This window comes from Calderihabitans maritimus, assembly GCF_002207765.1.
Taxonomy (GTDB): Bacteria; Bacillota; KKC1; order Calderihabitantales; family Calderihabitantaceae; genus Calderihabitans; species Calderihabitans maritimus.
In genome coordinates this window covers 12198-37453 of record NZ_BDGJ01000117.1, presented here as the reverse complement: position 1 = coordinate 37453, position 25256 = coordinate 12198, and the positions used below count along the sequence as shown (strand labels likewise).

At 47.5% G+C, this 25256-nt stretch carries 25 protein-coding genes; 1 reads left to right on the top strand and 24 read right to left on the bottom strand.

Going from position 1 to position 25256, the window contains the following annotated elements:
- Positions 1 to 70 precede the first annotated feature (70 nt).
- From ftsE to KKC1_RS10140, 22 genes are all read right to left on the bottom strand, one after another.
- Positions 71 to 751, bottom strand: coding sequence for a cell division ATP-binding protein FtsE (gene ftsE, locus KKC1_RS10245; RefSeq protein WP_088554367.1), 681 nt, complete (start codon positions 749 to 751; stop codon positions 71 to 73).
- 450 nt (positions 752 to 1201) lie between these two features.
- Positions 1202 to 2161, bottom strand: coding sequence for a transketolase family protein (locus KKC1_RS10240; protein WP_088554366.1), 960 nt, complete (start codon positions 2159 to 2161; stop codon positions 1202 to 1204).
- Positions 2162 to 2189: 28 nt separating this feature from the next.
- The gene (locus KKC1_RS10235) at positions 2190 to 3008 is read right to left on the bottom strand and encodes a transketolase (RefSeq protein ID WP_088554365.1); all 819 of its coding nucleotides are present in this window, start codon (positions 3006 to 3008) and stop codon (positions 2190 to 2192) included.
- Positions 3009 to 3035: 27 nt separating this feature from the next.
- Positions 3036 to 3896, bottom strand: coding sequence for a YitT family protein (locus tag KKC1_RS10230; RefSeq protein ID WP_368731569.1), 861 nt, complete (start codon positions 3894 to 3896; stop codon positions 3036 to 3038).
- A 117-nt stretch (positions 3897 to 4013) separates the two neighbouring features.
- Complete coding sequence (locus KKC1_RS10225; RefSeq protein WP_088554363.1) at positions 4014 to 4214, bottom strand: DUF362 domain-containing protein; 201 nt, start codon at positions 4212 to 4214, stop codon at positions 4014 to 4016.
- Between the two features lie 101 nt (positions 4215 to 4315).
- Positions 4316 to 5011, bottom strand: a complete 696-nt coding sequence (locus KKC1_RS10220; protein WP_088554362.1) for an LmeA family phospholipid-binding protein — start codon at positions 5009 to 5011, stop codon at positions 4316 to 4318.
- A 37-nt stretch (positions 5012 to 5048) separates the two neighbouring features.
- A protein-coding gene (gene prfB / locus KKC1_RS10215; RefSeq protein ID WP_192868189.1) for a peptide chain release factor 2 occupies positions 5049 to 6153 on the bottom strand; the annotation gives its coding sequence in 2 pieces (ribosomal slippage) (positions 5049 to 6083 and positions 6085 to 6153; 1104 coding nt in all).
- 21 nt (positions 6154 to 6174) lie between these two features.
- Positions 6175 to 8673: a preprotein translocase subunit SecA gene (gene secA, locus KKC1_RS10210; protein ID WP_088554361.1), complete on the bottom strand. Its 2499-nt coding sequence runs from the start codon at positions 8671 to 8673 to the stop codon at positions 6175 to 6177.
- A 139-nt stretch (positions 8674 to 8812) separates the two neighbouring features.
- Entirely contained in the window at positions 8813 to 9352 is a 540-nt protein-coding gene (locus KKC1_RS10205) for a DUF5317 domain-containing protein (protein WP_088554360.1), read from the bottom strand.
- Positions 9353 to 9388: 36 nt separating this feature from the next.
- On the bottom strand, positions 9389 to 10708 hold the full coding sequence (locus tag KKC1_RS10200) for an HD-GYP domain-containing protein (RefSeq protein WP_088554359.1): 1320 nt from the start codon (positions 10706 to 10708) through the stop codon (positions 9389 to 9391).
- Between the two features lie 250 nt (positions 10709 to 10958).
- Positions 10959 to 11630, bottom strand: a complete 672-nt coding sequence (locus tag KKC1_RS10195) for a hypothetical protein (protein ID WP_202820036.1) — start codon at positions 11628 to 11630, stop codon at positions 10959 to 10961.
- 117 nt (positions 11631 to 11747) lie between these two features.
- On the bottom strand, positions 11748 to 12281 hold the full coding sequence (gene hpf, locus KKC1_RS10190; protein WP_088554357.1) for a ribosome hibernation-promoting factor, HPF/YfiA family: 534 nt from the start codon (positions 12279 to 12281) through the stop codon (positions 11748 to 11750).
- 130 nt (positions 12282 to 12411) lie between these two features.
- Complete coding sequence (locus KKC1_RS10185; protein WP_088554356.1) at positions 12412 to 12612, bottom strand: cold-shock protein; 201 nt, start codon at positions 12610 to 12612, stop codon at positions 12412 to 12414.
- A gap of 104 nt (positions 12613 to 12716) precedes the next feature.
- Positions 12717 to 13439: an amino acid ABC transporter ATP-binding protein gene (locus KKC1_RS10180; RefSeq protein ID WP_088554355.1), complete on the bottom strand. Its 723-nt coding sequence runs from the start codon at positions 13437 to 13439 to the stop codon at positions 12717 to 12719.
- Positions 13426 to 14085, bottom strand: coding sequence for an amino acid ABC transporter permease (locus KKC1_RS10175; RefSeq protein WP_088554354.1), 660 nt, complete (start codon positions 14083 to 14085; stop codon positions 13426 to 13428). Before KKC1_RS10175 ends, KKC1_RS10180 begins: the two co-directional genes overlap by 14 nt.
- Positions 14086 to 14198: 113 nt before the next feature.
- Positions 14199 to 15032 carry a basic amino acid ABC transporter substrate-binding protein gene (locus KKC1_RS10170; protein ID WP_088554353.1) on the bottom strand — a complete coding sequence of 278 codons (834 nt, stop codon included), beginning with the start codon at positions 15030 to 15032 and terminating at the stop codon, positions 14199 to 14201.
- A gap of 390 nt (positions 15033 to 15422) precedes the next feature.
- Positions 15423 to 16178, bottom strand: a complete 756-nt coding sequence (locus tag KKC1_RS10165; protein ID WP_088554352.1) for a ComF family protein — start codon at positions 16176 to 16178, stop codon at positions 15423 to 15425.
- A gap of 146 nt (positions 16179 to 16324) precedes the next feature.
- Positions 16325 to 16759, bottom strand: coding sequence for a hypothetical protein (locus KKC1_RS10160; protein WP_088554351.1), 435 nt, complete (start codon positions 16757 to 16759; stop codon positions 16325 to 16327).
- Between the two features lie 344 nt (positions 16760 to 17103).
- Positions 17104 to 18525 carry a phosphoglucomutase/phosphomannomutase family protein gene (locus KKC1_RS10155; protein ID WP_088554350.1) on the bottom strand — a complete coding sequence of 474 codons (1422 nt, stop codon included), beginning with the start codon at positions 18523 to 18525 and terminating at the stop codon, positions 17104 to 17106.
- A 100-nt stretch (positions 18526 to 18625) separates the two neighbouring features.
- On the bottom strand, positions 18626 to 19348 hold the full coding sequence (locus KKC1_RS10150) for a DUF421 domain-containing protein (RefSeq protein WP_088554349.1): 723 nt from the start codon (positions 19346 to 19348) through the stop codon (positions 18626 to 18628).
- A gap of 264 nt (positions 19349 to 19612) precedes the next feature.
- Positions 19613 to 19834 carry a hypothetical protein gene (locus tag KKC1_RS10145; protein ID WP_088554348.1) on the bottom strand — a complete coding sequence of 74 codons (222 nt, stop codon included), beginning with the start codon at positions 19832 to 19834 and terminating at the stop codon, positions 19613 to 19615.
- A 56-nt stretch (positions 19835 to 19890) separates the two neighbouring features.
- Positions 19891 to 20079: a YgaP family membrane protein gene (locus KKC1_RS10140; protein ID WP_088554347.1), complete on the bottom strand. Its 189-nt coding sequence runs from the start codon at positions 20077 to 20079 to the stop codon at positions 19891 to 19893.
- 164 nt (positions 20080 to 20243) lie between these two features.
- On the opposite strand from KKC1_RS10140, the gene KKC1_RS10135 reads away from it, so the two are divergent.
- Positions 20244 to 21005, top strand: coding sequence for a helix-turn-helix domain-containing protein (locus tag KKC1_RS10135; RefSeq protein WP_088554346.1), 762 nt, complete (start codon positions 20244 to 20246; stop codon positions 21003 to 21005).
- Position 21006: 1 nt separating this feature from the next.
- Here KKC1_RS10135 and KKC1_RS10130 read toward each other — a convergent pair whose 3' ends face one another.
- Positions 21007 to 21981, bottom strand: a complete 975-nt coding sequence (locus KKC1_RS10130; RefSeq protein WP_192868188.1) for a DUF5050 domain-containing protein — start codon at positions 21979 to 21981, stop codon at positions 21007 to 21009.
- A gap of 194 nt (positions 21982 to 22175) precedes the next feature.
- A complete protein-coding gene (locus KKC1_RS10125; RefSeq protein WP_088554344.1) occupies positions 22176 to 25193 on the bottom strand; it encodes an S-layer homology domain-containing protein in 3018 nt (1005 codons plus the stop codon).
- Positions 25194 to 25256 lie beyond the last annotated feature (63 nt).

The following is a 25256-nucleotide window of genomic DNA, read 5'->3' as shown; positions in this document are numbered from 1 at the left end:
AACCTCACCCAGCCGTTACGGCGGAGCGATACCGCAACCTGGCGCAGAAAAAAGCCTAAAGTTCTGAGCTTCATAGGGCATATGCCCCTTTGACATCGTCCCTCACCAGGCGTCCTTGGCTCAAGGCGATAACCCGCTTCTGAAAGGCATCCACTATCTCCCGGTCATGAGTGGCTACTATAACCGTAGTCCCTTTTTTGTTGATCTCCGCCAGCAAATCCATAATTTCCCGCGAAGTCATCGGGTCCAAATTACCGGTAGGTTCGTCCGCTACCAGGATACGGGGATTTTTTACTATGGCTCGGGCAATGGCTACCCGCTGCTGTTCTCCCCCGGAAAGCTGATGGGGAAACATCTTAGCCTTTAAACCCAGCCCTACCATATCTAAAGCTACCATCACCCTTTTTCGTATCTCCGTCCGAGGGTATTCCAGTACTTCCAGGGCAAAAGCAACGTTCTCAAAAACAGTCCGGTCTTCCAGTAAACGAAAATCCTGAAATACCACTCCGATATTGCGCCGCAGTATAGGAATTTCCGATCTCTTGAGGCGAATAATACTCCTGCCTCCAATTAAGATCTGGCCCCGAGTCGGAAGTTCTTCCCGGAAGATCAAGCGAATAAAAGTAGATTTGCCCGCCCCGCTAGGACCGACTAAAAAAACAAACTCTCCCTTGCTGATTTTTACACTAATATCCCTCAGAGCCTGGACGCCATTGGGATATATTTTCGTCACATTATACAGGTGGATCAAAAAAGCCCACTCCTTACAAACCAACTAGAACAACTACTATTGGTTTTTTCGACAATAAGTACTAAATTCCTGTTATAAAATACTAATTGTTAAAATTTGTCTGTTCAAGCCGGCGACGGTTCTTGATTTGAATGATGACCCAAGTAAAACATGCAGCCATAATTGTTTTGGAAATATTGTTTACGTACTTGGGGAGAAAAGACGACAGGGTAGGAAACATAAGCTTGAGGAAAAGATGCATGAGGAAGAGAAAGAAAAACGAGAAAGGACAAATAAAAAGCCAGCCGTAAAGGTTTTATGAAAGGCTGGCAATTATGAGGTTTACTCCTCCAAATTTTCGAGAAAAACCCTGACTTGCTTCACAAAGCTTCTGATGTCTTCGAGATCTTCCCTCAGTGGCGGCCGATATCAAAAATAGCTTGTCGTCAATTTTGGATATAAAAAGCCGGTTCACCTTTTGGCGAACTGTCTTTTTCTCTTCTCCACCCGGACAACCGCTTCCACTAAGTGTTCTGCCGTCAAACCATATTTTTCGAGGAGTTCTCCGGGTTTCCCGGACTCGCCGAAGCTATCTTTAATACCCACTCTTTCCATGGGTACCGGATAAGCTTCTACCAGAACTTCCGCCACGGCGCTTCCCAACCCCCCGATAATGTTATGTTCCTCGGCGGTAACTATAGCTCCCGTTGTCCGGGCCGCCTCCAGCACCGCTTCCTTATCCAGCGGTTTGATGGTAGAGATGTTGACGACCTGAACCTGCAGCCCCATTTTCTCTAGTTTTTCAGCCGCTTCTAGGGCTATCGACACCATGATCCCGGTAGCCATAATAGCCGCGTCAGTACCCTCTCTTAAACGGTGAGCCTTACCAATCCTAAAGGTATAATCTCGGTTGTCATATATAACCGGTACTGCAGAGCGCCCCAGGCGAATATAAACAGGACCGGAATATTCAACCGCAGCCTTGACCGCCTGTTCCGTCTCTACAGCGTCGGCGGGAACAATCACCGTCATACCGGGCAGAGAACGCATCAAGGCTATATCCTCTACCGACTGGTGTGATGCCCCGTCTTCACCGACCGTAATACCGGCATGAGAAGCGGCAATCTTTACGTTTAGCCGGGGATAAGCTATAGAGTTTCGTATCTGGTCAAAAGCCCGTCCCGTGGCAAATACGGCAAAAGTGCTGACAAAGGGAATTTTCCCTGCCGTAGCCAGCCCGGCGGCGGTTCCCATCATATTCTGCTCGGCGATCCCCATATCAAAAAAACGTTCAGGAAATTCCCGGGCGAAAAGAGCAGTTTTAGTAGATTTGGCCAGATCAGCATCCAGCACCACAATGTCTTTATTCTCTGCTCCCAGTTTAACCAGAGTCTTCCCGTAGGCTTCTCTCGTGGCTATCTTCTCTGCCATAACCGTTCCTCCTTCCAGTAGCCGTATATCAACCGAGCTCGCGCAGGGCCTGCTCCATCTGCTCCCGGGTAGGAGCAACCCCGTGCCAGTCAACCTGGTTTTCCATAAAGGAAACCCCTTTACCCTTAACCGTATGAGCTACGATCATCACCGGGCTTCCTTTAAACTCCCTCGCCTGCTTTAGAGCCCCCAGTATCTGCGCGAAGTCATGCCCGTTAATCTCCATGACACGCCAGCCGAAGGCCCGCCACTTATCAGCAACCGGGTCGGGAGACATTACTTCCCGGATAGGTCCGTCAATTTGCAAACCGTTATAATCCAGAAAAGCTACCACATTGTCCAACCGGTAATGAGCCGCAGCCATAGCTGCCTCCCATACTTCTCCCTCCTGAATTTCGCCATCCCCTAGCAAAACGAACACCCGGTAATCTCTTCCATCCAGCTTGCCCGCCAAAGCTATTCCGTTGGCAACCGCCAAGCCCTGCCCCAGTGAACCGGTAGACATTTCTACCCCGGGCAGCTTATTCATATCCGGATGTCCCTGCAAACGACTGCCTATTTTGCGCAGAGTATAAAGCTCTTCTTTGGGGAAATAGCCTCTTTCAGCCAGAACAGCATAAAGCAACGGTGCCGCATGACCCTTGGAAAGAACAAAGCGATCGCGCTCGGGCCAGTCGGGCCGCTGCGGATCAATTCGCATTTCCTGAAAATAAAGAGCAGTAACTATTTCCACCGCCGAAAGCGAGCCTCCCGGATGGCCTGATCCGGCTTCAGTTATCATAGTGACTATATCCTTGCGGATAGTCTTGGCCTTTTCCTCCAGGAATTTGTAGTTATTATCGGACATAGAACCACACCCTCCATGCTGAAAATTTCAAAAAACTTCCTCCGTAATGTCTTTAAACCCTTCCCCCAAAGCTTCATGTACGTTAGTAACTATTACAAAGGCCCGAGGGTCTATTTGGGAGACCAAAGCTTTGACTTTACTCACTTCGGCCCGCGTGATAACGGTTAATATGACGTCCCTTTCCTGATTGGTATAAAGTCCTTTCCCCCGCAAGACAGTCGCCCCCCGGTTCAGTTGGTATAGGATAGCCTGGCCAATCTCCTCATGACGGGAGGAGATTATCAAAGCCGCTTTGGCGTATCCGAAGCCCTCCTGCACCAGGTCGATAACGTGACTAGTTATGTACAGGGAAATCAAGGCATAAAGGGCCAACTCAATGCCAAAAACGATGCCGGCCAGGGTAATGACAAAAGCGTCAATGATAAGCAGTCCCTGACCTACGCTTATCCTAAAAAACTTATTTATCAACCGGGCACCCAAGTCGGTACCACCGGTGGAACCTCCTGCCCGAAAGACTATTCCCATACCTAGCCCCGTGATGGCGCCTCCGTAAACTGATGCCAACAACACGTTTTCGGTAGGAGGTGTCACATAAGGCCCTATCAGGTCGGTAAACACAGACAGGGCTATAGTCCCATATAAAGTCTTTAAGCCAAAACGAATCCCCAGCTCTCTCAGACTTAATAGAAACAAAGGTATGTTTATAAGGAGCATGGTTAAACCTACCGGCCATTTAAAAACATAAAAAACTACCGTAGCTAAACCACTTACTCCCCCGGCAGCAATTTTAAGAGGAATCAAAAAAAACACCAAGCCCAAAGCTGTTATCAAACTACCTGCGGTTACTCCCAAAAACTCAGCCACTACCTTGAGGCGCAACAAAATCACCTCATTTCTATTTCCAGGCCCGTTTCTTCGCCATGTCTAACGTTGACTTCTTTCTGTTCAACATTGCGACTGAAAACTCCTTCTTTTGACAGAAGATAGCGCACCTAATGTGCGCCATCATGATAAATCTTCTTTTTTAATAGCCTCAACGGGACAGACGTCTAAACACAGACCGCATTCCTCACAATGGTCGGAAATACTATATAATGCATCATCTCCACCCTCACCGCTGCCAAAACCATCGTCAATAGCGTCTACCGGACAGACTACGCTGCAGCCACCACAAGCAATACAGTCACCAGTAATCCGAAAGGGCATTTTTAGTCCCTCCTGACTGTTTCTCTTGGGTACTGCCTATAGTTATGCGTCTGTCCAGTTACTTTTATACGGCCGTAAGGCGGTAAGTTCCGGCTTTCTTCTTAACTCCTCGCCTTAATGATCAACTTCCCCTGCCCCACCTCTATTTTTTCCAACTCAGATACGAACGGAATTTGTTCTAAGGAAATTAAAAACCGTGTTTGGGCAAGTATATTTTCCCGAAAAGGATTTCCTAACTCTACCCGGTTGATTCTTAAATTCCTGGGTTTAAATGCTATCTCCCTGGCCCCGCTTATCTCAAGCGTCCCATCGATCTCCAGTTCAACAGGCATGCTAAAAATCGAAACACTTCCCAGCAGAGTTACCTGGTCATCTCCTAACCTCACTTCCGGCTTCAAAAACCTTCCCCGCAACTGCTGCTCTAAATAACGGCTGACATCAGAGGCCAACAGAACAATTTCCGTGAAAGAAGGCTGCTGATAACGCAACACCAGCTTTTTTTCCTGGAGAAGTTCTCCCCAGTCAATCTGAACTTCTTTCAGTCGAGACTGAAACCGGCTAACCGGTAAACCGCCCACGGAACCTTCAGTAATATATAAATTTATAACATCAAATTTTCCTAACAGGATTTTGGTTGCCGGAACCGCCTCCACTTCTACTTGAACGTCTGCAGCATGGGGAAAATTGTAACGAACTGCTTCCTCCAAGGCCAGAGCCACCACCCGGGGAAAGAACAATTGGCTCAACAATAAAAAAAGCATTAAGAAGACCAGTAAAAACAAGAACAAACGCCTCATTACTGTTAACCACCTTCAGCAAACGCCGGGTTCCTTTCTACTTTTGAACCACGCTTTTCCGCAGGTAAGCAGCGATAAACTCGTCTATCTTACCATCCATTACTGCCTCCACGTTACCTACCTCTAAGTTGGTGCGGTGATCTTTTACCAGACTGTAAGGATGAAAAACATAGGAACGAATCTGATTTCCCCAGGCTATCTCGTGCTGTTCGCCCCTCAATCTGGCCACTTCTTCTTCCTGTTCTCTACGCTTCAGCTCAAATAATTTTGCCTGCAGTATTTTCATAGCAGCCAGTCGGTTGGCATGCTGGGATCTTTCATTTTGACACTGAACTACAATACCAGTAGGAAGGTGAGTAATACGCACTGCCGATTCTGTTTTGTTCACATGCTGTCCCCCGGCACCGCTGGCCCGGAAGGTATCTATCTTGAGCTCAGCTGGATCAATTTCAATTTCCTGTTCGGTTTCCAGTTCCGGAATAACGTCTACCGAAACAAAAGAGGTATGGCGTCTACCTGACGCATCAAAAGGAGAAATTCTCACCAGGCGGTGGACACCTTTTTCTGCCTTAAGATATCCATAAGCATTTTCCCCTTTGATTAAAATAGTTGCACTTTTGATGCCCGCTTCGTCGCCTGGAAGCAAGTCCAGAATCTGAACTTCATAGCCTTTATCTTCTGCCCAACGGCTGTACATGCGCAACAACATCTCGGCCCAATCCTGGGATTCCGTTCCCCCCGCTCCCGGGTGGAGCGATAAAATGGCATTGTTGCGGTCGTAAGGCCCGCTCAAAAGGGTTGCCAGTTCCAGCTTATCCAGTTCGCGGTTTAAGCGACCTATAATACGGGAGATTTCCTCGGCCTGGGTTTCATCTTCCTCTTCCATGGCCAGTTCCCAGAGAATCAAAGCCTCATCCAAACGCTCCTGTAAACCCTCAAACTCTTTGACCTTTTCTTTCAGCAGGGTTAGCTCTTGTAGAGTCTCCCTGGCCTCCTGTCGGTTTTCCCAAAAATCAGGAGCCATAACCTTTTCTTCTAGGGCTTTAACTTGGGCAACTTTTCTTTCCAAGTCAAAGAGAAACCCTCATTTCTTCCAGTCGCTTTTTCAAGTTTTCCAGTTCCCGTTTCAAGTCTGCAAGCAATATCCTCGCCCCCTCCTCTGATTAATTTCGGCCACAACACTTTTTATATTTCTTGCCGCTGCCGCACGGGCATGGCTCGTTTCGTCCAATCTTTTGCTGGCGACGAATTGGTTGACGACTTTCCTCTTCAGCATATTTGTTTTCCACTACGTTTTTATATTGTTCGCGAGGTTGTTCCACCACGTTGACCCGGAATACGTAGCGAACAATATCTTCCTGAATGCTGGCAATCATATCATTAAACATCTGGTAAGCTTCAAATTTGTACTCGACCAGCGGGTCTCTCTGACCGTAAGCCCGCAGTCCAATACCCTGCCGTAGCTGGTCCATAGCGTCCAGGTGGTCCATCCATTTGCTATCCACTACCTTGAGGGTAACTACTCTTTCCAGCTCACGCATGGTTGCTTCGCCCAGTTCTTTCTCCCGGGCTTCATAATACTCCAGGGCCTTTTCATGAAATAGCCGGCGAATTTCCTCTTTGTCCATGTTCTTAAGCTGTTCCGGCGTCAGGTCATGGCCAGGTAAAAATTGTTGTTCCGCATACTCCAGGAGGCTGGAGAGATCCCACTGTTCAGGATAATCGCTCTCTACGGAAAACCTTTCTATGGTGCGGTCAATCACATCGCGTATCATCTGTTGAATTTTTTCTTTGAGATCCTTACCAAACAGTACCTCCCGGCGTTGCTTGTAAATAATGTCCCTTTGCTGGTTCAAAACATCATCGTACTCCAATACATGCTTGCGGATTTCAAAGTTCCTGGCTTCCACCTTCTTCTGAGCCGCTTCAATAGACCGGGAAATCAAAGGGTGGTCGATAGGAGTAGAATCATCCATCCCCAGTTTATCCATTAAACCGGCAATGTTGTCTGATCCAAACAGCCGCATTAAATCATCTTCCAGGGAAATATAGAACCTGCTGGAGCCCGGGTCTCCCTGGCGGCCCGCCCGGCCCCGCAACTGGTTGTCGATACGGCGGCTTTCATGTCTTTCGGTGCCGATAATGTGTAAACCGCCCAGTTCTTTAACACCCTCACCTAAAACAATATCGGTACCGCGACCGGCCATGTTAGTAGCAATAGTAACTGCCCCTTTCTGTCCCGCCCGGGCAATTATCTCCGCCTCCTGTTCGTGATATTTGGCGTTGAGTACCTGGTGAGGAATACCGTGTTTCTTCAACATCCTGCTCAATTCTTCCGATTTTTCTATAGAAACGGTTCCCACCAGCACGGGCTGTCCTTTGCGGTGCCTTTCTACTATCTCCTTGACTACCGCTTCAAATTTACCTTTTTCGGTACGGTAAACCACATCCGGATAGTCTACCCTGATCATCGGTTTGTTGGTAGGAATAACCACCACGTCCATATTATAAATCTTTCTAAACTCTTCCTCTTCAGTTGCAGCCGTACCGGTCATCCCGGCCAGCTTTTTGTACATGCGGAAGAAATTCTGGAAGGTAATGGTGGCCAGGGTTTGGGACTCTCTTTCTATTTTAACTCCTTCTTTGGCTTCAATAGCCTGGTGCAAGCCGTCACTATAGCGCCGACCAAACATGAGGCGACCGGTAAATTCATCCACAATGATTACCTTGCCGTCTTTGACAATGTAATCGCGGTCCTTCTTCATTAACGCATGAGCCTTCAACGCCTGGTTAACATGGTGGCTCAACTCCATATTCTGAGGGTCATATAGATTCTCGACCCCTAACATCTTTTCTACTTTGGCAATCCCCTGCTCTGTAAGGGTAACCACGTGGGCTTTTTCATCTACAGTGTAATCCTCATCTTTCTTCAGGCGGGAAACAACTCGGGCTATGGTGTAATAAAGGTCCGTCGGCTTATCCGCCTGCCCTGAAATAATAAGAGGCGTACGAGCTTCATCTATAAGAATACTGTCTACCTCGTCAATGATGGCGTAATTTAATTCCCGCTGTACCAGCTGGTCCACGTGCAGAGCCATATTATCCCGCAGGTAGTCAAATCCAAACTCATTGTTGGTACCGTAGGTTATGTCGGCAGCATATGCCTTCTTCCTTTCCGCAAAATCCAACCCTTGCACGATTACTCCTACGGACAGGCCTAAGAATTCATAAATTTTGCCCATCCATTCCCGGTCCCGGCGGGCCAGGTAATCGTTCACGGTTACGATGTGTACTCCCTGACCGGTAAGGGCATTAAGGTAGGCAGGCATGGTGGCCACTAATGTTTTCCCCTCACCGGTTTTCATTTCAGCGATGCGTCCCTGGTGTAAAACAATTCCCCCCATTACCTGTACGTCAAAGGGACGCATGCCCAACACCCGGCGGGCAGCCTCCCGGACTACCGCAAAGGCCTCCGGCAGGAGGTCGTCAAGACTTGCCCCGTTGGCCAGGCGTTGTTTGAACTCTGCCGTCTTGCCCCGTAAAGCCTCATCAGATAAAGCCTGTATCTCCGGCTCCAGGCTGTTAATTACCTGTACCTGTTTAGAAAGCTTTTTTATTTCTCTGGCATTATCATCAAGCCAGTTTTTCAATATACCTAACATAGAATTGCTCCTTTCCAAAACCTGAAACAAGAATACAAAGAAGAGAAGGAACCACCATCGGTTCCTCTCTTAAATTTGCTATCATTTTATTCTATCATGTAAGAAACCTACATTCAACTGTCATTATTACGGGCGTTACTCAGCTATTACTTTGCCGAACGGTCATGGCCTTTTGAACCAGCAAAAAGATACCTATGCCGATCATTAGGTCACCTATACTGTACCTTCCGGGACGGAAGAGGTCCAACACCAACACGTCCGCGAGAAAAGCAAGTCTCGTGGCAGGTCCCAGCGGCTGGTGAATCGCCGAAGTAGCAAGAAAAGCCAAGTCCCCCGCCGGGAGTCCTTCGGTGATTACCGGCATGGCCCCGCCGTTCAAAAGAATTACTATAAAATTGAGAAAAATCCCGGCTCCTAAAACTTTCATACCCGGCACCGTAGAATTGAACCACAGAAAAACGAAGAGTAAAACATAAGAGAGCAGGTGCAAACCGGCAGTCCAGAAGGATTTTTCTATAAGTCCGCGGTAAGTCAGGTGATCCAGAAATGTCTGAATCAAAAATGCCAGCAAAACAAGAGGAAAATAATTAATCCGAAGCCTGGCTAGATATCCCAGGCGGCCCCCCCTTAAATAACCAATAATTACAGATAAAAAAAGACCTCCTATCAGTAATAACAAATCCATCAGCCCCCGATTTCAAGCACATTTTATCCTTTAGTGACTATTGACTATGGAGGCAGGTCTAACTTTTACTGCCTCTCGCTCCTCTTCCTCCTTAATTTCCAGCCCGAGGGAGGACAAGGCCCGGCCAAAGGCTTCTACTACCTCGGGGTCAAACTGAGTGCCGGCAAATCTTTGCAATTCCTTCCACGCCTGCTGCGCGCTCATGGCTTCCCGGTAGGGCCGGTTCGTGGTCATGGCGTCAAAAGCGTCGGCCACCGCTATAATACGTGCCCCCAAAGGGATATTCTGGCCGGAAATACCTTCCGGATAACCCCCGCCGTCCCACCGCTCGTGATGATACTTGACCACCTCATATCCTTCCTGCAGCTGTTCGATCTTCCGAACAATTTCCGCCCCGAGCTCTGCGTGTTTCTTCATTACCTCAAATTCTTTCCGGTCCAGCCGACCCGGCTTGTTTAATATACTTTCCCTAGTGCCTGTCTTTCCTATATCATGCAGCAGCGCCAGGTACCTCAGGTTTTCTACTTGATCTTCCCTCATTTTCAGTTCCTTGGCGGTAGCCACCGTATACCGCGCCACTCTTTCCGAATGTCCCCGGGTATAAGCATCCTTGGCCTCCATGGCTGTGGCCAGAGTTTCAATGGTTTTCAGGTACATCTTCCGCATGTCCATGTAGAGCTTGAACGAATGGCGGGCAACCAGAAGGGGAATGAAAAACAAGAGCACTCCCATGATACCCGTGGAGCGGTAGACAGCAGCAATGAGCAGTCCAAGGGGTGCTAAGGCCAGAAAGTTAGGTACGCTCCATTTTATATTTATACTCAGTATGTCCATAAGAGTAAGGTTTTGAGTTAAAGCTAAAACGGTAGCCACTGCACCAGTATTAATCAGCATAAATATGAATAATGCTGCTACCAAAGCCAGCCAGTTTTGAAAGAGGTGGCCCCCTGACACTGCCAGAACTTCGTAACTGAGACCGGCCAGCCCTACGGCCAGGCAAAATTGTGCTTCATTGAAGAGGATTTTATACCAGGGAGCCTTATTATTATTAATTTTCCAATTGAGAAATTCACCGAGCAGATCACCCAATACCATTATCCAAACGGAGATGGACGCCCCGAACAAAATGATAAGCGTATAATAAATAGCAAAATTGACGGTAACATAACCACCTTTTGGAAGTTCTACGTAAAGCACATTGGAAACTGCCACCAGGACTAGGAATACCAGAAAACTCTGTAAAGGTACTGCTTGAAAGTCAGCTCTTAATGAAAGGTAAACGAACAAAAAAGTCCCGAGTATTATTATGCTTATAATATACACTCTCGCCTTTAAAGAGATACCCTTCATTCCGCTTCTCTCCTCAAAGATTTACAAAGGCCGACAGATTTGAAAAGTTATTACCATTTATAACCAGCGCCACCCGCCAGAATTAAGGTAGCTAGGGTAGCTAAAACAGTCAAGATTCTGTACATGCGGACAACCTCCCTCACGGTAATCTCCACCGGCATCCGCTAGAACCGGCAGGCATACCGCTCCGCTCGGTCGTCCCGCTCCGCTGTCAAAATTCCCCTCAAATCTGTCGGCCGTATGAAAAACCTTAGTTCTCCTTATCACGGAACAAAATCGACAATCTGCGATTTACAGCTCCTAAAGTAGCCTTCCCGGTTGCCTCCCGGTCGTCATGCTGGACAAAAGCTGCCCCTATCAGACTCTCCTCTCCCCGGCCGGTAACCAGAGAAACAGCTACTACGATGGCTTCTTTGCGCGCAAAAGGGAGTTTCACCAGGTCTTCCACCACAAACCGGCTGCCTTCCTCCAGATAATTTTCTATAGCGTTAAGCGTGGCCGCCGCCACCAGGCGCAACCGGTTATTTACCGTATTGGGCCCGGCGGCCGTCCCTTCGTAAATTTTATCACCCACGCTTATCTCTACTCGCGCTTCGGCGGTAACCCCGGCTGTAAGCAGGTTAATGCTTACCAGCCGTGGTCTCAAACCCGCCGGTACGTTGAATTCCTCTTCTTCTTCTACCTGCGCCACGCTGATCTTTTTATGGTCAACACTTATTCCTAATTGCACCACCAGAGCAGACTCGATATCCCGCACTATTTGTTTGGGAGCACGTTCATGGCTGGCCAAAACATGAATTTCTTCGATATTCTCGTTGGCATCGGTTACAATACGGGCCGATATAACACCTCTTACCTGTTTAATAATTTGTTCGCCGCGGGATATTAAATCCTGCTTTTCTTCACTCACCGCTTCGCTCACCTGCTTTCTCTTTCTCTCTCGTGTATTAGCTTATATTTCGCCAAAAATCAACTTTTTCCTGTCAAAATTATTAAAATTTACCATGAAATTAAATGACCGGCTTTTTCAGCCGGTCAACTATCTCTCCGGTTCAATTAAACCGTAATTCCCGTCTTTTCGCCGGTACACTACGTTAATTTCCTCCGTTTCCGCATTGGAAAATACGAAAAAATTATGTCCGACCAGATTCATCTGCATGATCGCTTCCTCTACCGGCATCGGCTTAATGGGAAAACGCTTGGTACGAACAATTTTCGGCTTTTCTTCTTCCTCTTCCCGCTCCTCCTGGGACATTTGCGCCACCAGTTCCCTGAGACTGTTATTTTTAATTTTTTTGGCCAGTTTTGTTTTATACTTATTTATCTGTCTTTCCAATTTATCTATGACCATATCGACCGAAGCATACATATCTCCACTCTCTTCTTCGCCACGGATGACGAATCCGTTCAAGGGAATAGTTACCTCTACCCTGTGCCTCTCCTTTTCCACCAGAAGAGTCACCTGTACTTCTTCGATATCCAGGTATTTCTGCAGTTTCCTCAGTCTTTTTTCTGCATACTCTCGGAGAGCGTTGGTAACATCAATATTTTTCCCTCTTACGATAATGTTCATCCGACCACTACCTCCTACTCCATTGTTAGTTATTATTATTCCCGAAACAGGTAAAAAATCCTGCCTTTTCCCTGTTAACCCCTGGCAAAAAATTAAAAACCCCGGTTTGGACAACCGGGGTAGTTGGCAATTATGACAATTTGACTACATTGGCCGCCTGCGGACCGCGGGGACCTTCCACAATGTCAAACTGTACTTTTTGTCCCTCGACTAAACTCTTAAAACCCTCCTCCTGGATAGCTGAATAATGGACGAATACATCTCCTCCGTCTTCTCGTTCAATAAACCCATACCCTTTCTGCTGATTAAACCACTTGACCCTACCAAACATTTCTAAACATTCCTCCTAAAAATAAAATTACTCACCCGCGGCTGTTCGGCAGCCACAAGTTAATTTATTATACCATGCCAGAATCGGTTTGTCAAAAAAATATCCTACAAAATTTTGCTAAGAAAGGCCTGGGTGCGGGGGTTTTTCGGAGCATAGAATATTTCCTGTGGAGTACCTTCTTCCACTATGCGTCCCTCATCCATGAACAATACCCTATCGCCCACCTCCCGGGCGAATCCCATCTCATGGGTTACAACTATCATGGTCATTCCTTCTTTTGCTAAATCCTTCATAACAGCTAAAACTTCTCCCACCATCTCCGGATCCAAAGCAGAGGTAGGCTCATCAAAGAGCATCACTTTGGGACGCATGGCTAAAGCCCGCGCAATGGCCACCCGCTGCTGCTGCCCCCCGGAAAGCTGGTCGGGATAGGCATGCGCCTTATCTTTAAGTCCAACTTTTTCTAATAATTGAAAAGCTAGTTCTTCGGCTTCTTCTTTAGGCATCCGGCGAACTTTGATTGGAGCCAGGGTTATATTCTGTAAGGCCGTTTTATGGGGAAACAAGTTGAAACGCTGAAAAACCATTCCCACTTCTTCTCTAACTTTGTTAATGTCCGTATCTTTGTCAGTAATATTTATACCGTTAATAATAATTTCTCCGGAAGTCGGTTCTTCCAAACGGTTTAAGCATCGCAAAAAGGTACTTTTACCGGAACCACTGGGACCGATAACGCAAACTACTTCTTTCTCCTTAACGTGACAGTTGATGTCTCGCAGCACTTCCAGAGTACCAAAACTTTTGTATAGTCGCCTAACTCTGATCACCGGTCCTCAATCTCCTTTCCGCCCAGGAAACCAGGTAAGAAATGCTCATGGTCATCAGCAGGTAAATGAAAGCAATAGTAATGTACACTTCAAAGGGCCGCGGCCTTCTGCCCACAATAAGTTTCCCTTTGGTCATAAGTTCATGTAATCCTATTACCATTACCAGGGAAGAATCTTTTAAAAGAGCAATAAATTCGTTCCCTAAAGGAGGAATACACACTTTAAAAGCCTGAGGTAAGATAACATAACGCATAGCTTGTCCATAGGTCATCCCCAAGGACCTAGCTGCCTCCATCTGCCCTCGATCAATAGACTGTATCCCCGCCCGGAAAATTTCTGCCACGTAAGCCCCGCTGTTGATGCTCAGAGCAACAATTCCTGACACCAGCTTAACCGGAGTGTATCCCAGCAACTGCGGTAAGCCGTAGTGAATTAACATAATTTGGACCAGCAATGGCGTGCCCCGAAAAAAATCCACGTAGGCTCCGGCCAGTTTGGACAGGAGCTTAAATTTCGACAGGCGCGCCAGGCTGACAAAAAGGCCAATTATGGAACCAATGGTAATGGATATGACGGTAAGGCCTACCGTCATCTTCGCCCCTTCGAAAAGTATCGGTAGTATCTCAATCATGAAACCCCACTTCATTCACCGACGCCCCTTGAGAAAAAAATAATGCGTAATGCACTTCTTTAACACAGTGCATTACGCATTTATTATAGCCTTAAAGTCCCAAATTGTCTACTTATGGTCTTAAGAGTCTATTTTCCAAAATATTTGGCATAAATTTCATCGTACTTGCCGCTTTCTTTTACTTTCTTCAAGCCCTCGTTTATTTTCTCCCGCAGCGGGTTGCCTTCTTTCAAGGCAATTCCGTAAAATTCCGGTTCTACTGTCGGGTCTTCTATCATTACTATCCCTGCATCCGGGTTATGTTTAATAAAGTTGGCGACTACGGGATCGTCAGCTACCACTGCTTCCACTTCCCCAGTCTCCAAAGCCATTAGCGCATCAGGCGTGGTAGGATAGGTACTAATATCGTCTTCTTTCATCCCTTCAATTTGCTCCACAGCATAGTGCCCCGTAGTATTTGCCTGAACACCGACTCTTTTACCCACCAGGTCGGCTAAACTCCGGATTTCAGAGCCTTCTTTTACCGCTATGGCTTGGACCACTTCAAAATAAGGCTCTGAAAAATCTACCTCTTCCTCCCGCTCAGGAGTTATAGTCATAGCGGAAATAACCACATCTACCTCACCGCTATTAAGGGCGGGATACAAACCGTCCCAATCAATATGTTGCAGTTCGGCCTCCATACCGATGGCTTCAGCTATCGCTTTAATCAATTCAGCATCAAATCCGGTTATTTCGCCGGTCTTTTCATCGACGTACTCAAAGGGAGCGTAGGCCGCCTCCGTTCCTACTTTCAAAATAGCAACTTCTTTCTCTCCACCTTCACCCGGCTGTGTTTGCTCAGTATTTGCTCCGCTTTCTTCTTTCCCGGCTTTTTCCCCACCGGCTCCGCAGCCGGTGACTGCCACCATGAGACCAAAAACCAGAAGCGCAACAAGTAAAGCAATACCAACTTTTTTCATCTAATATATACACCTCCGTAGTTTTCTAACATAAAATTGGAAATTGGTTGATCTTCTAATGTCCACTACGCTCTACTAATTATCACCCCCCAGTATCATTAACTTACCAAAATGCTAAGCAGGGCCACATGAATTGCTCTTTTCTCCATAAATGTTGGCAAACGGTAAGATAATTCTGCAATAAATTTGTTTTTCCTGCTGCTTGTTTAACAATTTTTTGCCGGGCATTTACCGTTTGTATGTCGAAAACAACCTTCTGCATAGTTCTTTGTGGATGCAAAATCCTGTGGATTATGTGGATAAGTTTGTTAGTAACTAATAAAATCGGACCTTTTCTTTGTGGACAGGCATGTGGATATGAAAAATTTGTCACAAAATTATCTTAATTTACTATATCTTGGCACCTGAGTGTCGAATTGAGCCTCTGCCTGTAGCCAAAACTACTGCCGAAACTCTCTGCGCCCCTGCCTGTAGCAATACCCGGGAACACTCCCGTATGGTATTCCCCGTGGTAAAAATATCATCTACCAGTAAAATTCTCCGGTTCAACACCCTAGAAGGCGAAGAAACAGCAAAGGCTCCTTCCACATTGCTGAAACGTTCCCGGCGGGACAAGCTGGCCTGGGGTACATTATTTCGTGTTTTTGTCAACACCCGACAGTCTACAGGCAAATTCAGGCGGTCAGCCACCTCTCGAGCCAGTAATTCCGACTGATTATAACCTCTTTCCCTTAAACGCACAGGATGTAGGGGTACGGGAACAACTAGTTCTAGACGACCGTAAGCAGCTTCCGTCTCCACCACTTTGGCCATTAAACGTCCCAAAGGACGACTCAAGGACGGTTTTCCCCTGTATTTCAGGCAGTGTACCGCTTCCTTAAGAACACCTTCATAAAGCCCTACCGCCCGGGCAATATGAAAGGGAGGTTGGTCATCTCTGCATTCCATACACCAGGATTCTTCTTCCAGTGTCCTGCCGCAGCGGAGACAATAACTCCAGCTTTTCCGGTTGACGCTTATCTGCTCGAAACAAAAGGAGCAGATCCCCTCTTCTTTTACCTCTCTCCCCCTCCTACCACAAACAGGACACGAACACGCAGAAGGATAAATTAACTCCAGAAAAGAATGCCAGATATTTTTCCCCATGAGAGAGTTCTTCCTCCTCTTGCTTCAACAATTTCTCCTCGTTCGGCGCCGTTCCTGCCCCAAAATCTCTATCGATCCCAGTCCTCTTGCTTTTTCTCGGTAAAAAAGTAAAAACCGGGCTTTTTTGCCCGCAAAAACCATGTTCTTCAGCCTTTAGAGAAAAAACTTCCCGCTTTTTCTACCACCTGCCGGACATCAGTCCGTTCATCTAAACTAAGGACCCAGAGCAACTTTCCCCGACAAAAGGGAAAAATAAATTTTAGCGAAAAGTCTTCTTTTATTTTAATCCAGGTAAAAAAGGGGTGTTTGGTATAAAATTTTCCCAAAATAAGCGGTGTTTGATCCTGAGAGTTACAGTCAACTATCACGGTTTCAAAATTATAACCTCTTTCCCGCAAACGCCTCAACCCTCGCAATATCCCTTCCATACAGCCTTCCCCGTTTCTGGTCAATAGGACTAGAACCCTGCTACAACTAGTCCTGCTTGGCCGGACCTTTTCTCTCCAGAGAATACCGAACAGCACCAGTATAACCACGCCGACCAGACCAAAATATATCTTTATCAAAAAATATGTATCCATTATTCCACCCCTCCACCTCCGGCCGACTAACCTATTATATGCCTCGTCGGTAGCCGGTGCTAAACTTTAACGTATAAGAAGTTTGGATAGGGCCATAATAAAACCGAAGGTGGTGGGGATTATGTCATTAGACAGCAGCACTTGCATTCGCTGCGGACAATCCTTGCGTCTAGCTGAAACAAGCATGCCCGATCAACCTGCGGTGTTCGTTCCAGGGAAAGGCGAACTATGCGCCGAATGCTACCGCGAATTGAGTCCGGAAGAGTACAAAAAATATTTTCCTTAAGACTGATTAACCATTAAAAAAGCATCCCGGTTGTTCCAGGATGCTTTCCTTTATGCTTTCAAAGGCGCAGCATTTCCCTTACCTGCTGCTGGATAGAACGCACCTGCTCCTCACTGTTGCCTTCCACGTAAAGGCGGAATAACGGCTCCGTTCCGGAAGGCCGGATAAGAACCCAACTATCATCAGCCATTATTTGTTTACCTCCGTCTACAGTCACCCTGCGAATGACCTTTTGCCCGCCAATTTCTTCCGGCATCCAGCCGCGCAATTCCTGCAAAATTCTCTCTTTTTCCTCGGGGGAAACGGGAAGGTCCAATCTTTCACTTATCAGCAGTCCAACCTCCCGGCCCACTTCATCCGTTATTTCTTGTAAAGACTTGCCGGTCACCGCTACCAGTTCTACAATTAATAAGTTAGCAAGGATCCCGTCCTTCTCCGGCAGGTGTCCTCTAATACTTAACCCGCCGCTTTCTTCTCCTCCCAAAATGCTCCCCCGGTGAAGCAGGGACTGCCCGATGTACTTGAACCCAACCGGGGTTTCTTCAACTTCCAAACCATACTTCTTGGCTATACGGTCCAGCATATGCGTGGTAGCTACCGTCCGGGCCACACGACCTCTCCAGCCTTTATTTTTGACCAAATGTACCAGTAATAAATACAGTATCTGATTGGGGCGATAAAAACTTCCGTCCCTATCTATTACCCCGAAACGGTCAGCGTCTCCATCCAGGGCGAGCCCCAGGTCAGCTCCCGTTTCCAGTACCCGTTCTCGAAGTTCGGCTAAAATATTGCCGTTGGGGTCCGGAAGATGCCCGCCGAAAAGCGGGTCTCGGTAACCGTGGATAACCTCTACCCGGCACCCGGCCTTCTTCAAAATTGTTTCCAGATAACCAATACCTGCCCCGTAAAGGGGATCCACTACTACCGCAAGGCCTGCTCCTCCAATGGCTTTAAAATCTATTAACTTACTCAAATGCTTAATGTAAGCCCCCATCGGCTCAACAGGCCTGATTAACCCCCTATCCCGAGCGTCTTTTTCCGGCAGCCGGCGAACATCCCTTGTATTCAATACCCGGAGTACTTCTTCTTCAATTTGCCGGGTGACTTCCGGCACAGCCGGTCCGGCATATTCCGGGATGAACTTAATTCCATTATACTCCGGAGGGTTATGGCTGGCCGTAAGCATAACTGCTCCCGCCGCCTGGAAATGCTTGACGGCAAAAGCTACCACCGGCGTAGGAGTAGCCCTTTCGGTCAGAAAAACTGGAATTTCATTCCCCGCTAATACCTCGGCCACCGCCAGGGCAAACTTTTCCGAAAGAAAGCGATTGTCGTAACCTACCACTATTCCCTGACGGTATATTTCTTTTTGCAACAGATAGGCAGCAATAGCCTGAGCTACGATGCGCACATTATCAAAAGTAAAATCTTCCGCCATCACCGCTCGCCAGCCATCCGTACCAAAAGCTATACGCTTCATAAATTGGCCCCCTCGCAACGCAGTTGTTTCTGGAATTATTTGCCTGTATAATTGTACCATACCTTCCTCTTTAAGTCCACTCTGGCTTCAACTCCAGGGGTTATGGCTGGTCGGTAATATCGGTAGTATACTGCAAGTCGTCCTTTTTCTTATCTATATGAAGTTTTCCCTGCGTATCCAAAATGGCCAGTGCTACTTCCTTTAAACTAGTAATCCCCTGCTTCTGGAGTTCCGCCAGAAGCCATTTCTCATCTAGATTATTCTGGCGCAAATTCTGGTGGATAATTTCTCCGTCTACAATTATCTCAGAAGGAATACCTTCGTACTGAGTACTTAGACCTAAATCAGCCGGTTTCAGCGGCTGCTTGTGAGATTTTGGAAGTACGCTCAAGTTCCCGTCCGGCTCCAGAATGGCAAACTCCACGTCGGCAATATTAAACACATCTTTCTCCCGGAGCTGCATCAAGAGTTCATCCACGTTGTACCTCATTTTCTTCATATTATCTTCCAAAACCTTACCGTTATGAATGACTATCGTAGGTTCCCCGGCGATCAATTTTCGAGCCGCGCGGCTCTGCAGGGAGACGTATCCCATTAAGAAAGTAAGGACAGCAAACACAGTGAGTCCCATAAAGTGCATCCAGGTTCGCTGCGGCCCGATATCAGTTGCCAGGACTGCCGCCATACCCCCGAAAGTAATGCCATTGATGTACTCAAAAAAAGTAAGCTGTCCGATTTGCTGTTTCCCTAAAATCCGTGCATAAAATAGAATGGCAAAAAAGGCAAGAACCGTCTGGAGAAACACTTCGATAAACGTGGACATCCTCTTTCACCTCTAAAGTAACTCTTTCTTAGTCAATATGTAGAGAATTACGGCTCCGGCAATGATAAACCCCATGATCAACAGTCCTTCCCACAAAACCTGTTTCATCGCCCGTCCTCCTCGTTACAGGTTACCGTCACCTTATTATTATGTCTTTTTTCACCTTTTTTTACCCCAAAAAAAGAAAACTGCCACCAGGCAGTTTCATACGTTTCCAGGCAGTTCATTATGTATTAAGATAAATAATTAAAAACTTCTTCAGGTTCATATATCGGGTAACCGGGAAACTCCTAAAATATTGGCCATCAGTTTTATATCTTGTAGTGTTATTTTCCTCGCCAACTCCACATCGCTTTTCAAACATTCCGCAGAAGCGAGGCCTAGAAATGTTGCCAGCTCGTTACAGGAAAGGCCAAAGGCTCTTCTGAATTGTCTTACCAGGGCAATTATCTTTTCTCTGCAGGTCGATTGCTTTTGATTTGCCATTACAGCACCTCCAACTGGAAACGACGATTTCAGGTTATGCTTTATTTAGAGCCTTTTTATTTTGTTCCTTCACAACTTTCCAAGCCCAGGCGGCGTAAAATCCATTCAGCAGGACAGAAACCGGTCAATGCCGAAATAATCAGCATAAACCCTACAAGCCAGGAGAGCCACCACAGGGGATCCACGGTTAACCCTAGCAAAGTGAAGGAGCCGGCAATTATTCGAACTCCTTTTTCAACGGTCATTTAAGTTTCATCCCTCCCCAGTAGAAAAAATTATCGACAAACACTTTTTTCTTTTTTCATCCCCTGAAGGTTTTGAATTTCCTCGTTTAAGGTTATAATGGAAGCGAATAATGTAGAAAATCGCCCCTTAATTAACTTATAAAACTTCGTGAGGTGTAAATGCGGTGAAAGTAAACGGCAGCTATTTACGATCGCTACGCGAGGAACGGGGATATACTCTAAGAGAATTTGCGGAAAAAGCAGGAATTTCCCCCGCGTACCTGAGCCAGATAGAAAACAACCAGAAAACTCCTTCTATAAAAACTCTGCAAAAGCTGGCCCGGGCCCTAAACTTAGATAAAGAACAGCTAATTGTCCTTACCGAGCCAACTCCCGGAATCTCCCTGGCCAGGAAACTCCATGCATTACGTACGGCCAAAAATCTCACCCTGGATGACCTGGCCAAGCAAAGCGGCCTGAGGTCAGGTTATCTGGCCCAGGTGGAAGCCGGAATGGTGTACCCACCCTATTCAGTCATCGCCCGGCTGGCAGAGGCATTAGAAGTAACTACTTCTGCACTGTTTGCCGCGGAAAAGGGCAACCTCGGAGATAAACTCAGAGCCCTGCGCCAGGAACGACAGCTCACTTTAGAACAACTGGCCAAAAGTATCGGCGTCAGCCCCGGCCTGCTCTGGCAGATTGAACAGGGAAGAGTCCAGCCTTCTCTTGAAACCCTCGAAAAACTATCTAAAGTATTCGGGATCGATGCCTGCCTTTTTTTCCTGGACGAAGACATCTCACCTCCCTTTCAACAAAATTCCACTCTACAGAAACTGCTACAACAACCGGAAGTCATGGAATTGCTGGAAATGCTACAGGACATGGACCGCAAAGACCTGGAAACTGTCAAAGAAATGGTTAAATTATTCAAGAATTCCCGTAAATAATTTAGTTATCTTGGAGAAACCCAGTTGCCGGGCTCAGCCATTCCTTGTTCTTCACATCATATCCTCGAATTTCCCACCGGCCGTTTCTTTCTTCCTGCCAAAAAATTTTATCTTCTTTAACGCTTGGATTTTCCTGGTTGGCTTTAAAATTCCCGAAATCATAGCGTTCCCCGCTCGACAGGTCCATTCCCATGACAGACCAGTAACCGTTTCTGTTATCCTGCCAAAACACTATATTCCCGTCAAGAACAGGGTTGATCTGGTCACACCGGTCATCTGTCAAACGATACTCCCGGTTTTCCTTCAGATTAAAAGCGTAAATATCCCAGTGCCCGCGGCGTTCATCCTGCCATACTACCCAGTCCCCACTAATCCTGGGATTTATCTGGTCGGCCCTTTCCCAGGTAAGACGCCTCTCTTCACCGGTGGCCAGATTTGCAGCGTAAATGTCCCAAAATCCGTTTCTCTCGTCCTGCCAGACTACCCACTCACCGTCCACATCGGGATTTTCCTGGCGGGCCCGTTCTCCGGTAAGCCGTAAAAGTTTTCTTCCCTTCAGCTTCAGGGCGTAGATATCCCAAAAGCCGTTATCGTCCTGCTGCCAGACCACTGTATGACCGTCGGTGGCCGGGTTGATATGCTCTTGCCTCCCGTAGCTCAACTGATAAGAACGCGGGCTTCCCGGACGCCATCCGTAAATCTGCCAGTACCCGTCCCTCCGGTCCTGCCAGACCAGCAGCCCACCCGCCATATCCGGCGCACCCTGCTGGGCCCGCACGTGGTCGGGATAAAACTTGCCTTTTTCGCCGATTTTAGTCACGGCCACATTGACAAACCCACTGCTATCTTCTAGCCAGGCTACCCAGCTACCCCAGACAGCCGGCACAGTCTGGTCCCAATCCCGCGCCTGAACCGGTCCCATTATTAAGAAACTCAATGTAATTAATGCTAAAATCCAGGTTAATTTCCCCCGCATACGCCATTCTCCTCTACTTATTCTTGTCAGGTACGTCATACTTCCCAAAAGCTCATAATATTCGCCCGGCTGGAAGGTCAATCGATATTTACCATACCCCGGTATAGTTATTGTAATTCAATTTGGTGTTTGCTGTCAATACAAATTATTAAAAAAGCGGGAAGGCCTTGCTAAAACCTTCCCGCTTCTGGCAACTAGTTCCGGATACCGATCCACTTCAATACGTTGCCGTTCTTGGTGCTGTGTTCATCATAGCCTGCGAAAATGCCTTTCTTAATTTCTTCGTATTCAATTGTTCCGTCACCATCTACGTCAGTAAACTCAAAGCCGTCTTGAGGTATAGCCAAGAGTATCCGGTCACCGTCGGCGATGTAGTTAATATCCACGAATTCTACATCGTCTTTTTCGTCATCGATATCCCATACCTTGGTGTCTTCGTCGTAGCTGTACCACTTGGTAAAGGTCAGCGTGGAGCCGTCTTCCGCATTAGCGGTAACTTCCAATTCCATAGCCCTGGCCGTAGCATCCAGCGTCTTCACGTAGGCAAAGCCGTTTATATAATACGTGTTATTGTCATAAACGAACTCTATTACGCTGTACGGGTTGTTGTCACCAATTTCGTGGAAGCTGTCCAGGTCACCGCCGCTCAGGCTGTACCGGATGACCGAGCGGGCAGCGGAATCGGTATAGTCAGGCAGGTTTTTCACCGCACCGGCGTCGTAGCGTTTCACGTCGCCGCCAATTTCTATGTCGGCATAGTAGCCGTCAACGTCGCGGCCCTTAGCCACCAGGACACCAAAGCGGTCGGTTACTCCTGTGGGAGCAGATACTACCAGGTATTCTATCTTGTTGGAAGTGCGCTTGTAGTAAACAAATGTTCCTCCGTTGGCAATTCCATCCTCAAGATCGTATTTAGTATCGGCCCAGTCAATCACATCTGCGTCGGTCGGCGTAGAGTTGTCAAAGATGGTCGTCCAATCGAGGATGCTGTACCATACACCGTCAATTCTTACCCGATCCAGATCGGTGTCTACTTTGTCCAGAGTACCCGTGTATTCATCCGTTACCAGCGGGGTAACGTTACCCAGGGTGCCGTCCTCTCTCAGGTCGAACTCCAGCAGAACGCCCGGCTTGAGGATGGCCTCCTCGCCGCCCAAGCCCAGCAGGTGAGCGGAATCGTAATAATCTCCGTCATCTACGTGGACGCCGTTGTCCGGGTCAGGGTCGATGTCGGTGGCATCAGTCGGGTCAAAGCTCCTCCACTTGCCAGTATTCTCATCATACCAGTGGATATAGCTGGTGCCTCCGGTGCGGTAGTATACTTCCTTGCCGTCCGCTCGCATAATTTTGAGCGATTCGATTCCATCAATGTTAGCTTCGGTGCCGGCATAATCAAAGGTGATTTTCTCCAGCACGCCGTACAGGGTTCCGCTTTCTTCCACAACTGCGCCGCCAGTTTCCACGTCGCTCTCAATGAATTCCACATCGCCGGAACCGGCCAGGTACAGTTTTACCTTGCGACCGTAGAGGTTGCGTACTTCTTCCCTATTGAGACTGGTGTAAGTCTCACCGGCATCTTTGGAAATCCTGGCCAACGGATCCACATCATACTTCTGACCGTCTACCGTTACGCGCCAGACCTCGTCTCCGTCAAATTCGGCGCTTTCCAGGGTTCCTTCCACCTGCTTGCCTGCGTAAACCAGGATGTAGTAATCCTTGCCATGGGCATGTTCGTATACGTATACCACGTCGCCCTCTTCTATCGCTCCCTCAAGGCTGTTCACTTGCAACTTCGCACCCGGTACCCGCGTGCTTTCTACTACGTAGCTCTTTTCATCCAAATCGGTAGGCAAGGTAGGTTGGCTATTGGCACCGGATTCGGCAATAATCCGCTCGCGATCCAGGTCAACGCTCTTAACCAGCGCCGGCTGCCCCCAGTTGGTCAGCTTTACCTGAATCACGTTACCGTTTTCATCGATGCTGAGCCTGATACGCTCGGCGGCCAGCATGCGCTTGACGCCGAATTCTTTCGTATCCTCGTAAACATCCTTATTTGTCTTACCCGTTTCAGCGTCTACTACTGCGTCAAACCACTTATCAGCGGGGGCGCTGACATAAGGACTACCGGAGACGATATAAGCATCGGACGCCAGGGTGTAGCTGGTATCGTCTATAATAATGGTATTGCCTTTCAGTTCCGCCTGCACCAGGTGGCTTTCGGGAATATCGTTGCGGTTTATAAAGTTCAGGCGGCCGTAATTTTTCTTTTCAATCATGGAAACTTTGTTGTCATCGGGATCAATATACAGGTCCACAACCCAGTCGGCAAAGGCGTTGATATCGGCACCACCGGCCAGAACAACATCGTCCTTAACCGATATCGTTTTCAAGATGGGATTGCCATTCACGTCTACTTCCCAATCGTTATCCTTGTAGTCTTTATAACCTTCACGATCCCAGTAGGTGATTTTTCGGGTATTCCCACTGATCTCCCAGCCTACGATCAGGACGTCTTCTTCCACAATACCCTGGAAGTTCTTTTCCATCAGTTTCTCGTACCTACCGGTGCTGGGATCCAGAGACGATACGAACATGCCTTTCTCCCGGTCGTATTCTACCCAGTATTCATCCAGAATTTCAGAGGCCATAATCGCCACATCACCGCGTTTAGCCGAAGTAGCAGCGTCGAAACCGGCCACTTTATCCAGAATACCTAACTCGGCAGCCTTGGACAGGTAGTTGGCGGGCCACTGCCCCACCAGGCGATCATCGTAACCCAGTACCCGTAGCAAAACGGTAACGACTTCAGCATTGGTAATCTGGTCGTTAGGGTGATATGTGCCATCGGGATATCCTTTAACGTAACCCAGGGAAGCCGCTAAATTAATGTAACCGGTATACCATTCATTGGCTTTAACATCACGAAACTTGGGCTGCATTGCTTGTAAGGCTTTGGCTGCATGTCCTTTATCGGCCAGCAAAACGGCTATCTTGGCAAACTCGGCACGGGTGATGTTGTTATTGGGTTTGAAGCTTCCATCGGGATAACCTTTTAATACGCCAAGGCCTACCAGCCTGCTGATGGCCTGGCTGGCTGGATGGCTATCGCTGACATCACTAAAGGTGGCAGCGAAAGCTGTTGCAGTACTGAATATCAGGCCCAAGCTCAGCAACAACGTAATTGTCAGAACAATTTTTTGCCTCGTACTCATTCGGTTTCTCCTCCTCCTTTTTCTTTTCTTTTAATAATTTTTGAACCAGCTCTTGCAGAAAGT

Bases quoted from the DNA above. Each gene is read 5' to 3' on its own strand.
- KKC1_RS10240 (WP_088554366.1), bottom strand. From the start codon at position 2,161: ATGGCAGAGAAGATAGCCACGAGAGAAGCCTACGGGAAGACTCTGGTT.
- KKC1_RS10235 (WP_088554365.1), bottom strand. From the start codon at position 3,008: ATGTCCGATAATAACTACAAATTCCTGGAGGAAAAGGCCAAGACTATC.
- KKC1_RS10225 (WP_088554363.1), bottom strand. From the start codon at position 4,214: ATGCCCTTTCGGATTACTGGTGACTGTATTGCTTGTGGTGGCTGCAGC.
- KKC1_RS10220 (WP_088554362.1), bottom strand. From the start codon at position 5,011: ATGAGGCGTTTGTTCTTGTTTTTACTGGTCTTCTTAATGCTTTTTTTA.
- secA (WP_088554361.1), bottom strand. From the start codon at position 8,673: ATGTTAGGTATATTGAAAAACTGGCTTGATGATAATGCCAGAGAAATA.
- KKC1_RS10200 (WP_088554359.1), bottom strand. From the start codon at position 10,708: ATGAAGGGTATCTCTTTAAAGGCGAGAGTGTATATTATAAGCATAATA.
- hpf (WP_088554357.1), bottom strand. From the start codon at position 12,281: ATGAACATTATCGTAAGAGGGAAAAATATTGATGTTACCAACGCTCTC.
- KKC1_RS10185 (WP_088554356.1), bottom strand. From the start codon at position 12,612: ATGTTTGGTAGGGTCAAGTGGTTTAATCAGCAGAAAGGGTATGGGTTT.
- KKC1_RS10175 (WP_088554354.1), bottom strand. From the start codon at position 14,085: ATGAAGTGGGGTTTCATGATTGAGATACTACCGATACTTTTCGAAGGG.
- KKC1_RS10170 (WP_088554353.1), bottom strand. From the start codon at position 15,032: ATGAAAAAAGTTGGTATTGCTTTACTTGTTGCGCTTCTGGTTTTTGGT.
- KKC1_RS10165 (WP_088554352.1), bottom strand. From the start codon at position 16,178: ATGGGGAAAAATATCTGGCATTCTTTTCTGGAGTTAATTTATCCTTCT.
- KKC1_RS10160 (WP_088554351.1), bottom strand. From the start codon at position 16,759: ATGGATACATATTTTTTGATAAAGATATATTTTGGTCTGGTCGGCGTG.
- KKC1_RS10155 (WP_088554350.1), bottom strand. From the start codon at position 18,525: ATGAAGCGTATAGCTTTTGGTACGGATGGCTGGCGAGCGGTGATGGCG.
- KKC1_RS10150 (WP_088554349.1), bottom strand. From the start codon at position 19,348: ATGTCCACGTTTATCGAAGTGTTTCTCCAGACGGTTCTTGCCTTTTTT.
- KKC1_RS10145 (WP_088554348.1), bottom strand. From the start codon at position 19,834: ATGGCAAATCAAAAGCAATCGACCTGCAGAGAAAAGATAATTGCCCTG.
- KKC1_RS10140 (WP_088554347.1), bottom strand. From the start codon at position 20,079: ATGACCGTTGAAAAAGGAGTTCGAATAATTGCCGGCTCCTTCACTTTG.
- KKC1_RS10130 (WP_192868188.1), bottom strand. From the start codon at position 21,981: ATGCGGGGGAAATTAACCTGGATTTTAGCATTAATTACATTGAGTTTC.
- KKC1_RS10125 (WP_088554344.1), bottom strand. From the start codon at position 25,193: ATGAGTACGAGGCAAAAAATTGTTCTGACAATTACGTTGTTGCTGAGC.